At 75.4% G+C, this 17,806-nt stretch carries 13 protein-coding genes; 4 read left to right on the forward strand and 9 right to left on the reverse strand.

What is annotated here, in order from left to right:
• Window positions 1-311 precede the first annotated feature (311 nt).
• Complete coding sequence (locus NRO40_RS05465; RefSeq protein ID WP_058943452.1) at window positions 312-491, forward strand: LPXTG cell wall anchor domain-containing protein; 180 nt, start codon at window positions 312-314, stop codon at window positions 489-491.
• A 183-nt stretch (window positions 492-674) separates the two neighbouring features.
• On the opposite strand, the gene NRO40_RS05470 is transcribed toward NRO40_RS05465, so the two are convergent.
• The 3 genes from NRO40_RS05470 to NRO40_RS05480 form a co-directional block, all read right to left on the reverse strand.
• Complete coding sequence (locus NRO40_RS05470; RefSeq protein WP_058943453.1) at window positions 675-1,568, reverse strand: esterase/lipase family protein; 894 nt, start codon at window positions 1,566-1,568, stop codon at window positions 675-677.
• Window positions 1,569-1,877: 309 nt separating this feature from the next.
• Entirely contained in the window at window positions 1,878-2,846 is a 969-nt protein-coding gene (locus tag NRO40_RS05475) for a DNA polymerase Y family protein (RefSeq protein WP_058943454.1), read from the reverse strand.
• Window positions 2,843-6,388 (reverse strand): DNA polymerase III subunit alpha, encoded by a 3,546-nt coding sequence (locus tag NRO40_RS05480; RefSeq protein ID WP_058943483.1) that lies wholly within the window; start codon window positions 6,386-6,388, stop codon window positions 2,843-2,845. The genes NRO40_RS05475 and NRO40_RS05480 overlap by 4 nt, the downstream gene beginning before the upstream one ends.
• Before the next feature lie 189 nt (window positions 6,389-6,577).
• On the opposite strand from NRO40_RS05480, the gene NRO40_RS05485 reads away from it, so the two are divergent.
• Entirely contained in the window at window positions 6,578-7,600 is a 1,023-nt protein-coding gene (locus NRO40_RS05485; RefSeq protein ID WP_058943455.1) for a YhgE/Pip domain-containing protein, read from the forward strand.
• A 71-nt stretch (window positions 7,601-7,671) separates the two neighbouring features.
• Here NRO40_RS05485 and NRO40_RS05490 read toward each other — a convergent pair whose 3' ends face one another.
• Window positions 7,672-8,760 (reverse strand): S1 family peptidase, encoded by a 1,089-nt coding sequence (locus tag NRO40_RS05490; protein ID WP_058943484.1) that lies wholly within the window; start codon window positions 8,758-8,760, stop codon window positions 7,672-7,674.
• A gap of 446 nt (window positions 8,761-9,206) precedes the next feature.
• Complete coding sequence (locus NRO40_RS05495) at window positions 9,207-10,574, reverse strand: DUF5685 family protein (protein ID WP_079047256.1); 1,368 nt, start codon at window positions 10,572-10,574, stop codon at window positions 9,207-9,209.
• 273 nt (window positions 10,575-10,847) lie between these two features.
• Here NRO40_RS05495 and NRO40_RS05500 point away from each other — a divergent pair, with 273 nt between their 5' ends.
• On the forward strand, window positions 10,848-11,282 hold the full coding sequence (locus NRO40_RS05500) for a cell division protein SepF (protein WP_058943456.1): 435 nt from the start codon (window positions 10,848-10,850) through the stop codon (window positions 11,280-11,282).
• 12 nt (window positions 11,283-11,294) lie between these two features.
• On the opposite strand, the gene NRO40_RS05505 is transcribed toward NRO40_RS05500, so the two are convergent.
• Window positions 11,295-12,485 (reverse strand): acyl-CoA dehydrogenase family protein, encoded by a 1,191-nt coding sequence (locus NRO40_RS05505; protein WP_058943457.1) that lies wholly within the window; start codon window positions 12,483-12,485, stop codon window positions 11,295-11,297.
• An 82-nt stretch (window positions 12,486-12,567) separates the two neighbouring features.
• On the reverse strand, window positions 12,568-14,310 hold the full coding sequence (locus tag NRO40_RS05510; RefSeq protein WP_058943458.1) for an MFS transporter: 1,743 nt from the start codon (window positions 14,308-14,310) through the stop codon (window positions 12,568-12,570).
• A 525-nt stretch (window positions 14,311-14,835) separates the two neighbouring features.
• Between NRO40_RS05510 and NRO40_RS05515 the strand changes: the two genes are divergently transcribed.
• Window positions 14,836-15,906, forward strand: a complete 1,071-nt coding sequence (locus NRO40_RS05515; RefSeq protein ID WP_058943459.1) for a phosphatase PAP2 family protein — start codon at window positions 14,836-14,838, stop codon at window positions 15,904-15,906.
• A gap of 165 nt (window positions 15,907-16,071) precedes the next feature.
• Here NRO40_RS05515 and NRO40_RS05520 read toward each other — a convergent pair whose 3' ends face one another.
• Together NRO40_RS05520 and NRO40_RS05525 are read right to left on the reverse strand one after the other, a co-directional pair.
• Window positions 16,072-16,290, reverse strand: coding sequence for an I78 family peptidase inhibitor (locus tag NRO40_RS05520; RefSeq protein WP_058943460.1), 219 nt, complete (start codon window positions 16,288-16,290; stop codon window positions 16,072-16,074).
• A gap of 318 nt (window positions 16,291-16,608) precedes the next feature.
• Window positions 16,609-17,625 (reverse strand): helix-turn-helix transcriptional regulator, encoded by a 1,017-nt coding sequence (locus NRO40_RS05525; protein WP_058943461.1) that lies wholly within the window; start codon window positions 17,623-17,625, stop codon window positions 16,609-16,611.
• Window positions 17,626-17,806 lie beyond the last annotated feature (181 nt).

Here is a 17,806-nt window from a genome sequence, read left to right on the forward strand (position 1 = left end):
CCGCAGCGCTCCGACTCGCCCGAGGCGTTCTACACCCGCTCCGACGTGGTGGTCGGCGCCACCGTGGGGACGGGCCGCACCGCGTCGGCGCCGAGCGAGCGGCGGATCGCGGACGACGCGGCCCGCTCGACCGTCAGCCACGGCGGACACGGTGGTGACGGTGGTGACGGTGGCGCCGACCACGGCGGTGACGGTGACGGCGGCCACGGGCATGCCGGCCGGGACGGCCACGGCGACGGCGCGCGCGCCCGGACGGCGGTGCGCGCCCGGACGGCGGTGCGCGCCCGGACGGCGGTACGGGGGCCTCCCCGGTGCCGACCGCCACCACACCCGCCACCACCACCGCCGCCGCAGCGCCGGCCGCCGGCGGGCCGCGCCTCGCCGCCACCGGCGAGGACGGTACGGCCGCGTACCCGGCCGCCGGCGGCGCCGTGGCACTGGGCGCGGGCGCGGCGCTGCTGCTGCGAGCGGCCCGCCGCCGCACCATCTGATGGTTTTTCAGGAACTGCCGGGGTCAGGGGCCGGGCGGCAGGACCGGGCGGACACGATCCGGTCGCGGAGCGACCGTGGTCGGGTGTCCGCGTCCGCGACGCCGGCCGCCTCCCGGCCGGTGGCGGTCGGGCAGCAGGACACAGCGGGACTCCACGGGGGACCCTCCTCCGGTCGTACGCCGGTCAGCCGAGGACCGACGCGCAGGTGGTCGGTGTCGCGCGGGCCGGGTCGAGCGCGTTGGCGACCTCGTGGAACGCGACCCGGTCGACCAGCCCTATCGCCAGGTGCTCGGAGAGGTCGACGGGGCAGAGGTCCTGGAGGAGCACGTTGCGGACACCGGGCCCGTCGAGGAACTGGGAGCGGTACGGGGTGACGACCTGGTCGTACCGGGTGGCGATGACGGTGTAGCGGACCCCCGGGACGGTGTCGCCGCCCTCGTTGAGCCGGCGCAGGAACGGGGAGCCGGCGATCTGGTCGGCGAGGGCGGGGGTCTTCTCGGTCAGCAGGTGGGCGACGCCCGGGAAGTACGGCAGGAGCGCGGTGAGGCCGAGCAGGGTGGTGCCGTGGTTGTCGGGGGCGAGGCCGACCAGGGCGTTCACCTCGGCGGCGCCGCCGAGGAACTTCAGGTAGTGGCGGGGCATCATGCCGCCCTGGGAGTGGCCGACCAGGTCGACCTCGGGGGCGCCGGTCGCGGCGAGGACGCCGTCGACGAAGGCGTCGAGCTGCCCGGCGGACTCGGCGACGGGGCCGAGGCCGTGGAAGAAGGGGACGCCGGGCAGCTGCCCGTAGTCGAGGGAGAAGACGCAGTAGCCGCGCCGTACCAGGTAGGGGGCGAGGCCGAGCCAGTTGTCGACGGAGTTGCCGAGCGTGCCGTGGACGAGGACGACGGGGCGCGGATGGGCGGCGGAGGGCTTGCAGGCGTAGTCGTTCCAGCCCCGGTCGGTGGCGGTGGGAGCGGGGGTGGCGGCCTGGGCCGCGCCGGCCGGGGCGAGGACGGCGGCGGTGGTGAGGAGGAAGGCGGCGGTCAGGGCTCTGAGCGCGCGGCGCAGGCGGACGGGGGCGTGCGGGGGCAGCATCGGGTGGTCTCCTGGCGGCTGGAGGTGAAGGGCGGTGGCGGTACGCCCCGGCGGCCCGGACCACTGGCGGGGATGGCGCGGCGTGGGGGCCGCGCTCAGGCCAAGTTACGTACGGGTAGCGGCAGGAGGGAAGTTATGGGTCGGTAAAACCTGCCCGGGACTCCACCGCCACGCGGTAAGGGCCCCCGCACGGGAGGGCGGCCGCCGTCGCGGGGGCACCGCATGAGTGGCCGCCGCCACGGGGGGCGGGAGGGCGGCCGCCGTCGCGGGCGGGCGGCACCCGGACCGCACGGCCGCCGTCGCGAAGACTCAGGCCGCGAGCGAGCCGGGGATGATCGCGTCCGGACCGAACCGGGCCCTGGCGCGGTCCGCCACGGCCTCCAGCCGCCGGGCCTTGTCGTCGGTCGGGTCCAGGGAGAGCTGGTGCGCGGCCCGTTCGGCGGGGGCGAGGCCCTCGGCGCGCAGGGTGACGCCGCGCACCCTGGCCCGTTGCAGGGCCAGCCCGTCGTGGAGGGCGTACGCGACGGAGGTGAGCTCCGCGGAGTGCGCGGTCGGCTCGCGCAGGGTGCGTTCGCGGGTGGTGGTGGAGCGGTCGGCGTACCGCACGGTGAGGGTGAGCGCGCGGCACACCTGGCCGTCGGCCCGCATCCGGGCGCCCAGTTCCTGGGCGGCGGAGAGCAGGGCCCTGCGGTGCCGGTCGCGGTCGAGTTCGTCGTGCGGGAAGGAGCGTTCGGCGGCGACGGAGCGGGCCGCGGCGTTCGGGACGACCCGGGTGCGGTCGACGCCCCGCGCCCGCTCCCACAGGTCGCGCCCCGCCCGGGCGCCGACGATCCGCTGGACCACGGCGAGCGGGGCGTCGGCCACCCGGCCGGCGGTGTCGAGCCCGTACGAGCGGAGGGTGCGGGCGGTCGCCGGGCCGACCCCGTCCAGCGCGGCGGCGGGCAGGTCGCGCAGGAAGGCGGCCGGGTCGTCGACGACCAGGGTGGTGCCGGGCGCGGCCCGGCGCGCGGCCATGCGGGCGGTCCGGGGGCCCGGCCCGGCGCCGATGGCGCAGTCCACGCCGTACAGGGCGAGCGCCCGGACCCGGATGACGGCGGCGAGTTCGGCGGGGCCGCGGCCGAAGTACCGTACGGCGCCGCCCAGGTCGGCGAGGGCGGCGTCGGGCGGTTCGGCCTGGACGACGGGGGTGAACCCGCCGAGCAGCGCGAGGAGGTCCGGCAGGAGCGCCTCGTCCGCCGGCGCGAGCCCGAACCGTACGCACAGGACCGTCCCGGTCATCCCGCGCTCCCCTGGCTCTGGTGCCACAGCTTGCGGCCGGGCGCCGCCACGCCCTCGCCCGCGGGGCGCAGGTCGGCCCAGGGGTTCATGACGTAGCCGTTGGCCATCGTGATCCGGCGGCCGGTGTCCGCCGGGGCGGTGGCCGGGGCGGCGCCGACCGGGCCGGCGCTCGCAGGGCCGGTACCGGCCGGGTCGCCGGCGGGCGGCTCGGCCAGGCGGGCGGCGACCGCGTCCAGGCCGCCGTCGCGGCGCAGTTCGACGAGTTCGGCGAGGTTCCAGGCGGCCGAGCCGACCACGCTGAAACTGCGCGGGCCGCGGCGCTGGACGACGCCGCGGACGAGCAGCAGCCAGGAGTGGAAGACCGTGTGGGCGCACCGCTCGTGGCTGTCGTCGAAGAAGGCCAGGTCGACCAGGCCGGTGCCGTCGTCGAGGGTGGTGAAGACGACCCGCTTGCCGGAGCGGATGGGCGGGGTCTGGGTGGCCGCCTTGGCCCCGGCGACCAGGACGGTCCGGCCGTGCCGGACGGTGGGCAGCCGCTGGGCGGTGACGACGCCGAGTTCCTCCAGGAAGGTCCGGTGATCGGTCATCAGGTTGCGGGAGGCGTCCATGGACAGGACGCCCAGCTCGGCGCTGAGCCGTTCGGCGTCGGTCAGGTCGGGCAGCCCGACGGGGGCCGACCTGCGGCCGCCGGCGAGCGGGAGCTGCTCGCCGTACGAGCCGCCGCCCCGCTGGGCGCGGTGGAGTTCGGCGAGGTGCAGCAGCAGGTCGCGGCGGTTGGCGCCGAACGCGTCGAGCCCGCCGACCTGGGCGAGCCGTTCGGCGACGGGGCGGCTGGGCCGGGCGCGCTCCCAGAAGTCGAGCAGGGACGCGTACGGCTGACCGGCCTCGATGCGGGTGGCCTCCGCCTCGCTGATGCCGTGGACGTCGAGGAGCGCGAGCCGCACCCCCCACGTACCGGGCGTACCGGACATGCCGGACGTGTGCCCCGCCACTGAACCGGACACCAGTTCGATACGGTGGGAGACGCCGGACACGTTCACGTCCAGCGGCAGGACCGGCACCCCCTGCCGCCGCGCGTCGGCCAGCAGCAGCCGCTTGGGGTACATCCCCGGGTCGTGGGTGAGCAACCCGGCGTAGAAGGCCGCCGGGTGGTGGGCCTTGAGCCACGCCGACTGGTAGGTCGGCACGGCGAAGGCCACCGCGTGCGCCTTGCAGAAGCCGTAGCTGCCGAACGCCTCGACGATCCCCCAGGTGCGCGCGACGACGTCCGCCCCGTACCCGCGCTCCGTCGCCCTGCGCTCGAACCAGACCCGGATGCGGGTCTGCGACTCGGGGTCGGAGAGGCCGCGGCGCACCGCGTCCGCCTCGTCCCGGCCGCAGCCGGTCATGATGTCGAGGATCTTGATGATCTGCTCGTGGAAGACGACGACCCCGTACGTCTCCTCCAGCGCCTCCGTCAGGTCCGGGTGCGGGTAGCGCGCCGGGGCCCTGCCGTGCCGGGCGGCGATGAAGGGGCGGACCATGTCGGCCGCGACCGGGCCGGGCCGGAACAGCGAGATGTCCACGACCAGGTCGTGGAAGGTCGCGGGCTGGAGCCGGCCGATCAGGTCGCGCTGCCCCGGCGACTCGATCTGGAAGCAGCCGAGCGTCTCGGCGGACCGGATGAGCCGGTACGTCGCGGGGTCGCCCGGCCTCACCTGCTCCGGGTCGTCGAGGTCCACCTCCTCGCCGGTGGTGCGCGCGATCTCGGCGACCGCGTGCGCCATCGCCGACTGCATCCGCACGCCGAGCACGTCGAGCTTGAGCAGGCCGAGCTCCTCCACGTCGTCCTTGTCGAACTGCGCCATCGGGAAGCCCTCCCCGCTGGTCGGCACGACCGGGGTGCGGGAGAGCAGCGAGGCGTCGGAGAGCAGTACCCCGCACGGGTGCATGGCGACGCCGCGCGGCAGCGCGTCCAGCGCCTCGACCAGCTCCCACAGCCTCCCGTACCGGTCCCGCTCGCCGGCCAGCCGGCGCAGCTCGGGCAGTTCGTCCAGGGCGGTGCGGGCGTCGCGGGCGCGGATGTGCGGGAACGACTTGGCGATCCGGTCGATGTCGGCCGGGTCCATGGACAGGGCGGCGCCCACGTCCCGCACGGCGTGGCGGACGCGGTAGGTCTCGGGCATGGCGACGGCCGCGACCCGCTCGGGGCCGAAGCGGTCGAGGATCGCCCGGTAGACCTCCAGGCGGCGGGCGGACTCCACGTCGACGTCGATGTCGGGCAGCGCGGGCCGCCGCACCGACAGGAAGCGCTCCATCAGCAGGCCCTGCTCGATCGGGTCGGCGTGGGCGATGCCGAGCAGGTGGTTGACGAGGGACCCGGCGCCGGAGCCGCGCGCGGCGACCCGGATGCCCATGTCCCGCACGTCGTCGACGACCTGCGCGACGGTGAGGAAGTACGTGGCGAAGCCGAGCCGTTCGACGGTGCGCAGCTCGTCGTCCAGGCGGGCCCAGTACTCCCGCTTCCGGTCGTGGCCGCGCAGCACCATGCCGGCGGCGCAGCGGGAGCGCAGCACCCGGTCGGCGGTGCGGTGGGCGGCGCCGACCAGGTGGGGCTCGGGGAAGTGGACGGTGCCGATGCCGAGGTCCTCCTCCGGGTCGACGACGCACTCCTGCGCCGTCTCCTCGGTCAGGGCGAGCAGCCGGTGCGCCGCGTCGCGGCGCAGCCCGGCGGCCTCGGCGACGCGTTCGGCGACGGCGGCCATGGCGGCGGGGTCCTTGAGCCAGCGCTCGCCGCCGTCCAGGCCCCTGCGCGGGTCGACGGGGACGAGCCGGCGCGCGGCGTCGAGGACGTCGGCGACGGGGCCCTGCCCGGGGTCGGCGTACCGCACGGCGTTGCTGAGCACGGGCCGTACGCCTTGCTCGGCGGCGAGCCCCAGGGTGCGGGCGGCCTGCCGGAGCGAGCCGGGGCCGGTGCCGGGGCGGCCGAGGTGCACGACCTCCAGCCGCAGGGCGTCGCCGTACGCCTCGCGCCAGGGGACGAGGAGCCGGGCGGCCCGGTCGGGGCGGCCCGCGCAGAGGGCCCGGCCGACGTCGGAGTCGGGGCCAAGCAGGACGGTCAGGTCGTCGCCGTGGTTGTCGGCCCAGGGCAGCAGTACGGGGGTGCCGATCGCCCGGGCGGCCGGGCCCCCGGCCGCCGCGTGGGCGGCGGTGACCAGCCGGCACAGGGCGGCCCAGCCGCGCCGGGAACGCGCCAGGAAGAGGGCGCGGGGCGCGGACTCGTCGACGAAGGCGCCCCCGCGCACGGGGGTGCGGCGGCGTTCGGTGGGCGACCCCGGGACGGCGCGCTCGGCGAGGGCGAGGTCCACCCCGAAGAGCGGGCGCACGCCCTCCTCGGCGCAGGCCCGGGCGAACCGCACGGTCCCGGCGACGGTGTCGCGGTCGGTGAGGGCGACGGCGTCCATGCCGCGCTCGGCGGCGCGGGCGGCCAGCCGCTCCGGATGGGAGGCCCCGTACCGCAGGGAGAAGCCGGAGACGGTGTGCAGGTGCGTGAACCGCGACATCCGCACCTCCTGGATCGTTCCGAACCTCACCACCCCCCTGAGCACCACCATAAACCACGTTCGAACGAATGTACGACTCCGTTGCTCAGGGGCCCGGCCTCCCTCCCCGACGGCCCGCGGCGACCGCCCCTCAGCCATTCAGCCCCGCCCCACCTGCGGGAACACCGGCCGCGGCGGAGCGTGGAGCACATGACGTTCGCCTCCGAGGTGCGCAGCGCCGTCACCCCCAGGGCCGCCCTGCTGGTCATCGGCGTGCTCGCGCTGCAGCTGCTGTTCATCGCCTCCTACGTGGGCGCCCTGCACGACCCGAAGCCCTCGGACGTCCCCTTCGGGGTGGTCGCGCCGGGAGCCGCCGCCGAGCGGACGGCCGACCGCCTGGGCGGACTGCCTGGTGACCCGCTCGACCCGCGTGTGCTCCCCGACGAGGCCGAGGCCCGGCGGCAGATCCGGGAGCGGGAGATCGACGGGGCGCTCGTCGTCGACCCGACGGGCCGCACCGACACCCTGCTCGTCGCCTCCGGCGGCGGCACGGTCCTGGTCACCGCCCTGGAGCGGATCGCCACCGAGGTCGAGCGGCCCCAGCAGCGCACGGTCCGCACGGTGGACGTCGCGCCGGCCTCCCCCGACGACTTCGACGGCCTCTCCGCGTTCTACCTCGTCGTGGGATGGTGCGTGGGCGGCTACCTCCTCGCGTCGATCCTGGCGATCAGCGCGGGCTCCCGGCCCGCCAACACCCTCCGCGCGGTCATCCGGCTCGCCGTGCTCGCGCTCTCCGCGGTCCTCGGCGGTCTGGGCGGCGCGATCATCGTCGGTCCGGTCCTCGGCGCGCTGCCCGGCAGCGTCGCGGCCCTGTGGGGGCTGGGCGCGCTGGTCGTCTTCGCCGTCGGCGCGCTCACCCTCGCCCTCCAGGCGCTCACCGGCATCGTCGGCATCGGACTGGCCGTCCTGCTGATCGTCATCGCCGGCAACCCCAGCGCGGGTGGCGCCTTCCCGAGCCCCATGCTCCCCGACTTCTGGCGGGCCATCGGCCCCGCCCTGCCGCCGGGCGCGGGCACCTGGGCGGCGCGGTCCATCGCGTACTTCCAGGGCAACGCCGTCTCCGGCGCTCTCCAGGTCCTGTCGGTCTGGGCGGTGCTCGGCACGGTGGTCACCCTCGTCGTCTCGTCGCTGCGCCGCGACGCCGACACCCCGGACGAGCCGGTCGGCACCTGACCCGGGGCCGCACACACGAGCCCCCCGGCCCGGAGTCCCGGGCCGGGGGGCTTCCCCGCTTCCTGGAGGCGTCAGCCGATCTGCGCGCCGTACCGGGCGAGCGCCTCGGTGACGGGCTGGAAGAAGGTCGTCCCGCCGGCCGTGCAGTCCCCGCTGCCGCCGGAGGTCAGGCCGACCGCCGCGTCACCGGAGAAGAGGGAGCCGCCGCTGTCGCCGGGCTCGGCGCAGACGGTGGTCTGGATGAGCCCCTCGACGACCTGCCCGTTGCCGTAGTTGACGGTGGCGTCCAGGCCGGTGACCTCGCCCTCGTGCACCTGGGTCGTGGAACCGCTGCGGGTCACCTTCATGCCGACCGTCGCCTCGGCGGCGCGGGCGATCCGCTGGGAGCCGCCGTCGTACAGGTTGACGGCGCTCGGGTGCTCCACCTCGCGGTCGTACTTGACCAGCGCGAAGTCGTCACCGGGGAACTGCGAGTCGACCATGGTGCCGACGGCGCTCCCGCCCTGCCGGTCGGACCACGCGGAACCGGCGTCCCCGCAGTGGCCGGCGGTGAGGAAGTGCGGCTGACCGTCCTTGACGACGTTGAAGCCAAGGGAGCAGCGGCCGCCGCCGGTGTGGATGGCGTCGCCGCCGGCGACGAACGGCGTGAAGGTGCCGGCCGACCGCTTCAGCTCCGCCTTGGAGCCGAGCCCCTTCACGACCTGGGTGAGCTTCTCCCAGGAGGCGCCCTTGACGGTGCGGTCGGCGGTGACGACGACCTTGTTGGTCACCGGGTCGACGGTCCAGGAGGTGCCGGGGATGGTCGCCCGGTCCTTCAGGGCCTTCCGGGCGCCCTTGAGTTCGGCGAGGGAGTGCTCGACCATCCGCGCCTCGCCGCCCGCCTCGCGGACGGCCTCGGCCGCGGCCTCGTCGACGACGTTCACCACGAGGGTGCGGGAGTCGGCGTCGTAGTACGCGCCCGCGGCGTCCGTCTCGCCGAGCCGCGAACCGAGGGTGGAGGCGAGGTTTCCCGCCGCCTGGACGGACAGGACCCTCGCCTCGAACTGCTGTACATCATCGCTGGCGTTCGCAGTCTGGAAGGTGACCGCGGCGCCCAGCAGAGCCACCACGGCTCCACCGGCGATGGCCGCACGCCTCTGGGGTATGCGTCGGTGCTTCAACATCTACCTCCTGTGGGGGCCGTGCCCGGCGCGTGGGGTGCCTGGCACGGAGGATGGGCCGCCAACTATTCCGAGGCCGACAGCCCGCACACAAGGTCGACTTCAGGACGCGCACACGACCCCCACAGCACTCCCCCCAGCCCCCGGGCTACCCCGGGTCACCACTGGTCGGTTCCGATTGCGAACACCACGTGCGACCACCGGATGGACAGGACGTGAGGACTAGTCCTGTCTTGATCTTCGGGGGTTTCAGCCGCGGTTTTCGAGGAAGGGCGCCGCAGATGTTGCGGTCAAGGCACCGCCCGACGAGTGGAGTTGGCGTGGCGGGCGGTGAGGACGGCAGAGCGTCCGCCCCCGGGCGCACACGCGCGGGGCCCCCGCCCGGCGATCCGGACGGGGGCCCCGCGGGACGCCGGCGCGCGGGCGCCGGCGGAGGTCATACGGCGTCAGCAGCCGTCACACGGGCAGCAGCAGTCGCAGCCGCAGTCCGGGCAGTCACAGTTGCGGCAGCAGCCCTCGCGCTTCCTGCGGGACCACGGACCCTCGTACTCCTTGGCGCAGCAGATCCGGCAGGTGCAGAAGAGGCCGACGAAGACGGCGCAGCCCGCCAGCAGGCCGCGCGGCGGCTTGGGCCGCGGCGCCCCGCCACCGCCGGAGCTCCCGGACCCGCCCGAGCCGCCCGGGCCACCCGAGCCACCCGACGGCCCGCCGAAGCCACCACCACCGTGCCCACCCGGCTGCCCCCCGCCGTACGGGTTCCCGGAGCCGTACGGGTTCCCGGAGCCGTACGGACTTCCGACCCCGTACGGACCCCCCTGCCCGTACGGGCCGCCCGGGCCGCGGGGGTCCTGGTGGCCGCCCGGCTGGGGGTGGCCGTGCGGGGGCGGTGGCGCGCCGGGGGCGCCGTACGCCTGGTGCGAGCAGCTCGTCGTGGCGAAGGCCCGGTCCACCGAGCGGCGCAGCTCGTGGGCGAGGAGCCGGTGCAGCAGCCGGTCGTCGACGAACTCGGCGTCCCGCAGCGCGAGGCGCACGCCGTGCGCCGCGTCGTCGGCGAGGCGCCGCGCCTCGGCGAGGGAGGTGCCGGTCGCGGTGAGGGGGTTCCAGGCGCCCGCCGCGGCGTCGGCCTCCCGGTCCTCCACGGCGTCCAGCAGGTGGGCGAGGCGGCCGAAGAGGCGGCCGGCCTCCGCGAGGGGTCCGGCGTTGCCCGGCCTGCCGGCCAGGACGGCGGTGTGGGCGAACGCCGCCGCGGTGGCCGTCTCGGTCGGCTCGGTCACGGCCAGGAGGGGGGTGCCGGGCCCGGCCAGCGCCTCGACGCCGGCCTGCCGGTCCACGGCGTCGACCAGGACCGCCGTGTCGAAGCCCAGCTCGCGCCCCGTCCGGGCGCCCGCCGCGTCCCAGCGGTGCGCCACCCGGCGGGCGGCCGCGGCGACGGGGCGGCGGGCCAGCAGCCCGTCCCGGTCGGTGACGTGGTCGCGCACCTTCGCCGAGGCCAGCACCAGCGAGACCGCGGCGGCGAGGCGGGCGCCCTCGCCACGGGCCACGGGTGCGGTGCGCATCGCGCGCAGCGGGCAGGGCCCGGCGGTGCGGCGGGCCCCGTCCGTGCGGGGCCCGGCGGTGCGGCGGGCCCCGTCCGTGCGCTCCGTCTGAGCCTCAGTCAACACGGAGACGATGAGCCCGTCGTAGTTCGTGGCGACGCGGGCGAACTGTCCGTGGTCCGCGCGCAGGGCGAGGCAGAGCCCGCACAGATGGGCCATCCACTCGGCCCGGAGGCCCTCCGTGAGCCGGTGCGAACATGGCCTGACTATTCCGAACATCGATCCCCCGTGTCTGTTCTCGTGTGCGCGGGGCATGGTATCGGCGTCGGCGGTTCACCCGTACGCCCGCCGACTCACCCGACCGGTATGAATTTCATATGTGAGGTACGAGAACCCCGATACGCAGCAAGAACCCTGACGAATCGCCACAACTTCTGCACCAGTACCGTCACGAAACACTCGCGCGGCGACTGTCCACTTGGCGCGCGATCCGCATCATGGACGACCATAGGGGTGCGGAACCACACGTGACCGCGTTGAAAGGAGGCGTCCATGGGATCGGTGCGCAAGGCGAGTGCCTGGCTGGGACTCGTCGAGGACAACGACGAGCGCTACTACGACGACGAGTACGCCGAGCCGGCCGAGAACGGCGACGCCTGGGTGACCGACCCCAGGGTCCGGGTCGCCTCCGAGAGCGCCCGGGAGGAGGGCCGCCGGATCGCCACGGTCTCCCCCGACGGCTTCGGCGACGCCCGGGCGATCGGCGAGCTGTTCCGCGACGGCGTGCCGGTCATCATGAACCTCACCTCCATGGAGCCCGACGACGCCAAGCGCGTCGTCGACTTCGCGGCCGGTCTGACCTTCGGCCTGCGCGGCTCCATCGAGCGGGTGGCCACCCGGGTCTTCCTGCTGACGCCCGCGGACACGCAGATCGTCACCGGGGAGCCCGGGGGCCGCGCCGAGAACGGCTTCTTCAACCAGAGCTGACGGGGGGACCGCTCACCGGAAGGCGTCGAGGCCGGTGAGCGCCTTGCCCAGCACCAGCTGGTGCATCTCGCTGGTGCCCTCGTAGGTGAGCACCGACTCCAGGTTCGTGGCGTGCCGCATGACGGGGTACTCCAGGGAGATCCCGTTGGCCCCGAGGATCGTCCGCGCCGTGCGGCAGATCGCGATCGCCTCCCGCACGTTGTTCAGCTTGCCGAAGCTGACCTGCTCCGGACGCAGCACCCCCGCGTCCATCCGGCGCCCCAGGTGGTGGGCGAGCAGGATGCCCTTGTGCAACTCCACCGCCATGTCGGCGAGCTTCGCCTGGGTGAGCTGGAAGCCGCCGATGGGCCGTCCGAACTGCTCGCGCGTCCGCGCGTACTCCAGCGCCGCCTCGAACGAGGCGCGCGCCGCGCCCATGGCGCCCCACACGATGCCATACCGGGCGTGCGAGAGACAGCTCAGCGGGCCCTTGAGGCCGGTGACGCCCGGCAGGACCGCGTCGGCGGGCAGCCGCACGCCGTCCATGACGAGCTCACTGGTCACGCTGGCGCGCAGCGACCACTTGTGCTTGATCTCGGGCGCCGAGAAGCCGGGGGTGTCCGTCGGCACGGCGAAGCCGCGCACGCCGTCGTCCGTCCGTGCCCACACGACGGCGACGCCGGCGACCGATCCGTTGGTGATCCACATCTTGCGGCCGTCGAGGATCCAGTCGGAGCCGTCCCTCCTCGCGGACGTCCGCATCCCCGCCGGGTCGGAGCCGTGGTCGGGCTCGGTCAGACCGAAGCAGCCGATCGTCTCCCCCGCCGCCATCGACGGCAGCCAGCGCTGCTTCTGCTCCTCCGAGCCGTACGCGTGGATCGCGTACATGGCGAGCGAGCCCTGGACGGAGACGAGGGAGCGGATGCCGGAGTCGGCGGCCTCCAGCTCCAGGCAGGCCAGCCCGTACTGGACGGCGCTCGCCCCGGCGCAGCCGTAGCCCTCCAGCGACATGCCGAGCGCGCCGAGCCCGCCCAGCTCGCGCGCGAGCTCGCGGATGACCGGCAGCTCGCCCTTCTCGTACCACTCGGCGACGTACGGCAGCACCCGGTCCGCCGCCCAGGCGCGCACGGTGTCGCGGACGGCGAGGTCCTCGGGGCCGAGCAGGTCGTCGACGCCGAGCGGGTCGGCGGGATCGAACGGCGGGAGCTTCGAGGGTGTGGGCATACGGGCCTCCGGCGGCTGGCTCGCCAAGCGGACGACGGGGAAACCATCGCTGATCATCACGGTGCCCGCGCGACGTTACGGCTCAGTGTGCCGTGCGTCCAGAGCCCGCCGTCTCGGCGGGGGCGCGCCGCGCCGGCACCCGCGTCCCGTCACCGGGCTGGTGCCGGTCGTGCGGCCCGTGCGCGCCGGACGCGCCGCGCGACGCGGGGACACCGGGGGCGGCGCGGTCGACGGCGGCGCGGTCCGCGTGGTCGGCGGCGTGGTCGGTGGCGGCGGTGGGCTCATCCGCCGGGGCCTCCATCACGCGCGGCAGGCGCAGCGCCATCGCCGCGCCGGAGAGCAGCAGGGCCGCGCTGACGGCCAGGGTGACGTGCAGGCCGTGCACGAAGGCGTGGCGCGCCGCGGTGTGCAGCGCCTCGCCCGCGGCGCCGCCGAGCCCGGCCGCCACCTGGTACGCCTCGCCCAGCGAGTTGGACGCGGCGGCCGCAGCTTCGGCGGGCACGCCGGGCACCCGGGCGAGCCCGGGGGCGTACGCGGCGTTCATGACGCTGCCGAGGAGGGCGATGCCCATGCCCGCGCCGAGCTGGTAGGACGTCTCGCCGATGGCCGCCGCGCCGCCCGCGCTGTCGGCGGGGGCCTCGCTGAGCATGGACTCGTAGGCGGCGAACAGCGTGGTCTGGAGCCCGAAGCCGAGCAGCACGAAGCCCACGGTGAGCAGCAACGGCCGGTCGTGCTGCCCCATGAGCACCAGCAGCAGCACCGACCCGGCGGTGAGCACGAACCCGCCGCCGACCATGCGCCGGGGCCCCACGCGGGCGAGGGTGTACGAGCCGGTGGCGCCCGCGGCCATCGCCGCGAACGTCAGCGGCAGCAGCCGCAGCCCGGTCTCCAGGGGGCTGAGGCCGAGGACCAGCTGGAGGTACTGCACGGCGATGAGCTCCAGCCCCACCAGCGCCAGCATGGCGAGCACGATGCAGCCGACGGACGTGGTGAACGCCGCCCGGGAGAACAGCCGCATGTCGATGAGCGGATGGGCGCGCCGCCGCTGGCGCCGCACGAACAGCACGAGCAGCGCGGCCCCGAGGAGCAGCGGGCCGAGCGTCGCCGGGCTGAGGAGCTCGTCGCCCGCGCCGGCCCGCTTCACGCCGAGGACCGCGCCGAGCACGCCCGCGGCGGCCATCAGCGCGCCGAGCACGTCCCACGGCCCCTGGCCGCTGCCGCGGGACTCGGGCAGCAGCCGGCGGCCGGCGGGCAGGATCAGCGCCATCAGCGGGATGTTGATCAGGAAGACCGAGCCCCACCAGTAGTGCTCCACGAGGAAGCCGCCGAGCACCGGCCCGGTGGCGGCGCCGATCGCGGCGACGGCCGTCCAGACGCCGATGGCGGTGGCGCGCTCGCGCCGGTCGGGGAAGACGGCGCGGAGGATGGAGAGCGTGGCGGGCATGATCATCGCGCCGCCGACACCGAGCAGGGCCCGGGCGGCGATCAGGACGGCCGGCGTGTCGGCCATCGCCGCGACCGCCGACGCGACGCCGAAGAGCGCGTAGCCGCCGAGCAGGACCCGGCGCCGCCCGATCCGGTCGCCGAGCGTGCCGAAGAGGATCAGCAGCGAGGCGCAGACGAGGGGGTAGGCGTCGACGATCCAGAGCAGGGCGGTGGAGCTCGGGCGCAGGTCCTCGGTGACCGCCGGGACGGCGACGTGGAGGACGGTCGCGTCGAGCGCGACCAGCAGCAGGCTCACACAGAGGACGACCAGGACGACCCAGCGGTTGGTACCGCCGCCGGCGGCACGCAGACGCGCTCCGGCAGTGGTCGTTCCCGACATGTAGGTACCTCCCGCGTGGAACTCTCGCGCTCGGCGGGCGCCGGCCGGGGAGGGGACCTTCCGCGGGGCTGCCCTGCACCTGGGATTCCCCCGGTCGAGCGCGGTCGACCCGTCGGGGAGGGCGAGCGAGACGTCAGCCTACGTGACGTGGGGCGGGTGGTGCGTGGCCCAGCTCTCACCGGGACACGCCGGGGAGTGTGGCGTGCGCCACGTGCGCCGCGCGCGCGGACCGCCCCGGAGGCGCGCCCCCGGGGGACGTCCCGGCGGGCCCCCCGACACTCCGCGACACGCCGACGGCGACCCCGAACGGCGTACGAATTGCCGCCCCGTCCGGCGCGGCCCCTTTTCCTCCGGCACACAAACACACTTACGGAAGAACCAGGTCCGACATTAGGACGGGGCGCACCGCCGTTTTTTGGATAAGCGGCGGATAAACAGGCGCCGAGACCCACTCCACATCACATCGTCATCACAAAGAGACCGGAACGGCCTGGCCCGACGCTCACTCGCTGTAACGTCGATTGGGTGCGTACCGACATCTTTGCCCGACTGGACCGGGAGCCGGAACCGCCGAAGATGGAGATCCCGCGGATGAGCCGCACGCGTCTCGCCCTCTTCGGCGGGACGTCCGTGTTCTACCTGGCCATCGTGATCGCCGTGCTGGCGTCCACGTGGCTGGTGCTCATCGACTGGAAGGTCATGCTGTTCCGGCCGTACCAGCAGTGGCCGGAGCTGCACGCGCCGCTCGACTACTTCGTGGTGCTCGGCCAGCGCGGCCCGACGGCCGTGATGGTGGCCGCCTGGCTCGGCTGGCGTTCCTGGCGCCAGCACACGCTGCGCCCGCTGCTCGTCCTCGGCACGGCGCTGCTGCTGCTGAACGTGACGGTCGGCGCCGTCAAGATCGGCCTGGGCCGGCTCGGCCCGCACTACGCGACGCAAATCGGCTCGGCCGAGCTCTTCGCGGGCGGCGATATATTCCCTTCGGGCCACACCGCCAACGCCGTCGTGACCTGGGGAATCCTGTCCTACCTGGCCACCACGCCGCGGGCGCGCCGCCATCTGTCCGCCCTCTCCGCCGTGGTGGCCCTGGGCGTCGGCCTGACGACCGTCTACCTCGGTACGCACTGGCTGAGCGACGTCCTGCTGGGCTGGGCGGCGGGGCTGCTGATCCTGCTGGGGCTGCCCTGGTGCGAGCCGCTGATCGCCCGCGCCGAGGTGATGATCCTCTCCGCCCGGGACCGGCTGTTCGACCGACTGCGCGACCGGCTGCGGGAGCTCCGCCGCCCCACGGCCCCCGCGCTGCCCCTCACGCCGGTGCTGCCGCCGGGCGGGCCGGTGCCCGCCATGCAGCCGCAGCGGTCGGCGGCCGAGTGCCCGGAGGGGGCGCTGCCGGAGTTCCCGGCGGACGACCCCGCGCGCGAGCCGGCCCAGCCCGGCCCGGTGGGCGCCCAGCCCGCCGGGCTGCACGCGGGGAGCATCCGCGCGACGCTGTCGCAGCCCCGTATCCACCACGCGGTGCTGCGCTCGGAGCGGACGCCCGTCACCCCCGCGGGCAGCCGCCGCCCGCCCCGGTCCCGGCCGGTCACGGGCGGCTGACGCACCGCCGGTCCGCCGGACACGCACAAAGGAAGGGCCCCGGCCGACGCGCCGGGGCCCTTTCGCGTACCGGGGCGCCGCCCCGCTCGCCCCACCGGCACTCGGCGCGTACCGGGGGGCCGCACGGGGCCCGGCGGGCGCTCGGTGTGGGTTCCGCGGGGGGGATCAGCCCAGCCAGCAGCGGATGACGGTGTGGTCGCGCACCTCGAAGTTGATGCGGCCGGCGACGTACTCGAGGGTGATGATCGACCCGGGCGGCACGGCCCGGACGGTCGTCCAGCCCCGGGAGCGGGCCCGGTGCTCGGCGTCGCGGTCGTCGAGGCCGACGTAGGAGCCGGGGTCGTCGTCGGGGTGCGCGGGGGGTGACGCGGGTATCGGTGCCATGCCCTCACCGTAGGGGTGCGTACACGGCCCCCGCCATCCGCCCGTACGCGGTGTGTCACATGTGTGTCACAGCCACCCGGCGGGCGGGCGGGGCGCCGTTCCGTGCGCCAGGAGGGCTGGTGAGGGGCCTTCCCGGCGAATTCCCCGCACTTCGCACCCGCCTATTCAGGGGCGGGCGAATTCCCTTCCCCGCGCTTCACCCCACCGTGTCGGCCACGTTTGATTCACGGCCTCTCCACATGTTTCCCGCATTTCCCCGGCGGACGAACGCACGCGTTCCGCGGTTACGGCGGACGGCCCACCGAGAGGTCCGGGGCGTCACTCGACCGGGTGTTCCGCGAGGTCCGCCGCGGATGTCCGGCGGGCGGCCGAACGGTCGAGCGCGCGGCCCAGGCGGTCCCGGACGGCCCTGATGTGGTCGTCCAGCTCCCGGGACTCCAGCACCTCGAAATCGAATCCCAGCAGCACGACGTGGACGACGAGCACGTCGAAGGCGGCCGCCCCGGTACGCAGCAGACAGCTGGTGTCGCCCTCCGCCTCCAGGACACCGTCGGCCACGCTGAGCGCCTGCGCGGCCTCGTGGGCCGGGGCGTGCAGCCGGACCACCGCGTGGGCCGCGTACGGCGCCGTGGACACACCCCGGGCGACGTAGGCGGCCAGGTCGTCGGCGGGCGGGGTACGGGGGGCGAACCGCGGCCCGTGGGGCGGTGTGGGGGTGATCCGGTCCACGCGGAAGGTGCGCCAGTCGGTGCGGTCCACGTCCCAGGCCACCAGGTACCAGCGGCGCTCCGTGCACACCAGGCGGTGCGGCTCCGCGGTGCGGCGCGTGGCGGATCCGTTGTGGTCCCGGTAGGCGAACCGCAGCCGGGTGCTGTCCCGGCAGGCGCCCGCCAGCTCCGTGAGGACGCCCGCGTCGACCTGCTGCCCCTCCTGCGGGGCGCGCAGCGCCGGCACGGTGTACGCGGTGAGCGCGCCGACGCGGCGGCGCAGCCGCCCGGGCAGCACCTGGTCCAGCTTGGCCAGGGCGCGCAGCGACGTCTCGCCGATGCCCTCGACACCGCGCCCCGCGGCGGTGCGCAGGCCGACGGCGACCGCGACGGCCTCCTCGTCGTCCAGCAGCAGCGGCGGCAGCTGGGCACCCGCGCCCAGTCGGTAGCCGCCGCCGGTGCCGGGCGTCGCGTGCACCGGGTAGCCGAGCTCGCGCAGCCGGTCCACGTCGCGGCGGACCGTGCGCGGGGTGACACCGAGCCGTTCGGCGAGGGCGGAGCCGGACCAGTCGCGGTGGGCCTGGAGCAGGGACAGCAGGCGCAGCAGTCGTGCCGAGGTCTCCACCATGGGGACGAGTCTCCCGATCGTCGCGGACAGGTACGGTCCGCGACCCCACGGCCACCGCGCCGGTCGACCGCCGGAACCGGGCCGACCGCCGCAGCGTGGCCGACCGCCGCAGCCGGGCCGACGGCCGGAACCGGCGGCCCCGGCCACGGGGCAGGGGGCCCGGAACCGGGGCCGGGGCGGC

This window comes from Streptomyces changanensis, from assembly GCF_024600715.1.
GTDB lineage: Bacteria > Actinomycetota > Actinomycetes > Streptomycetales > Streptomycetaceae > Streptomyces > Streptomyces changanensis.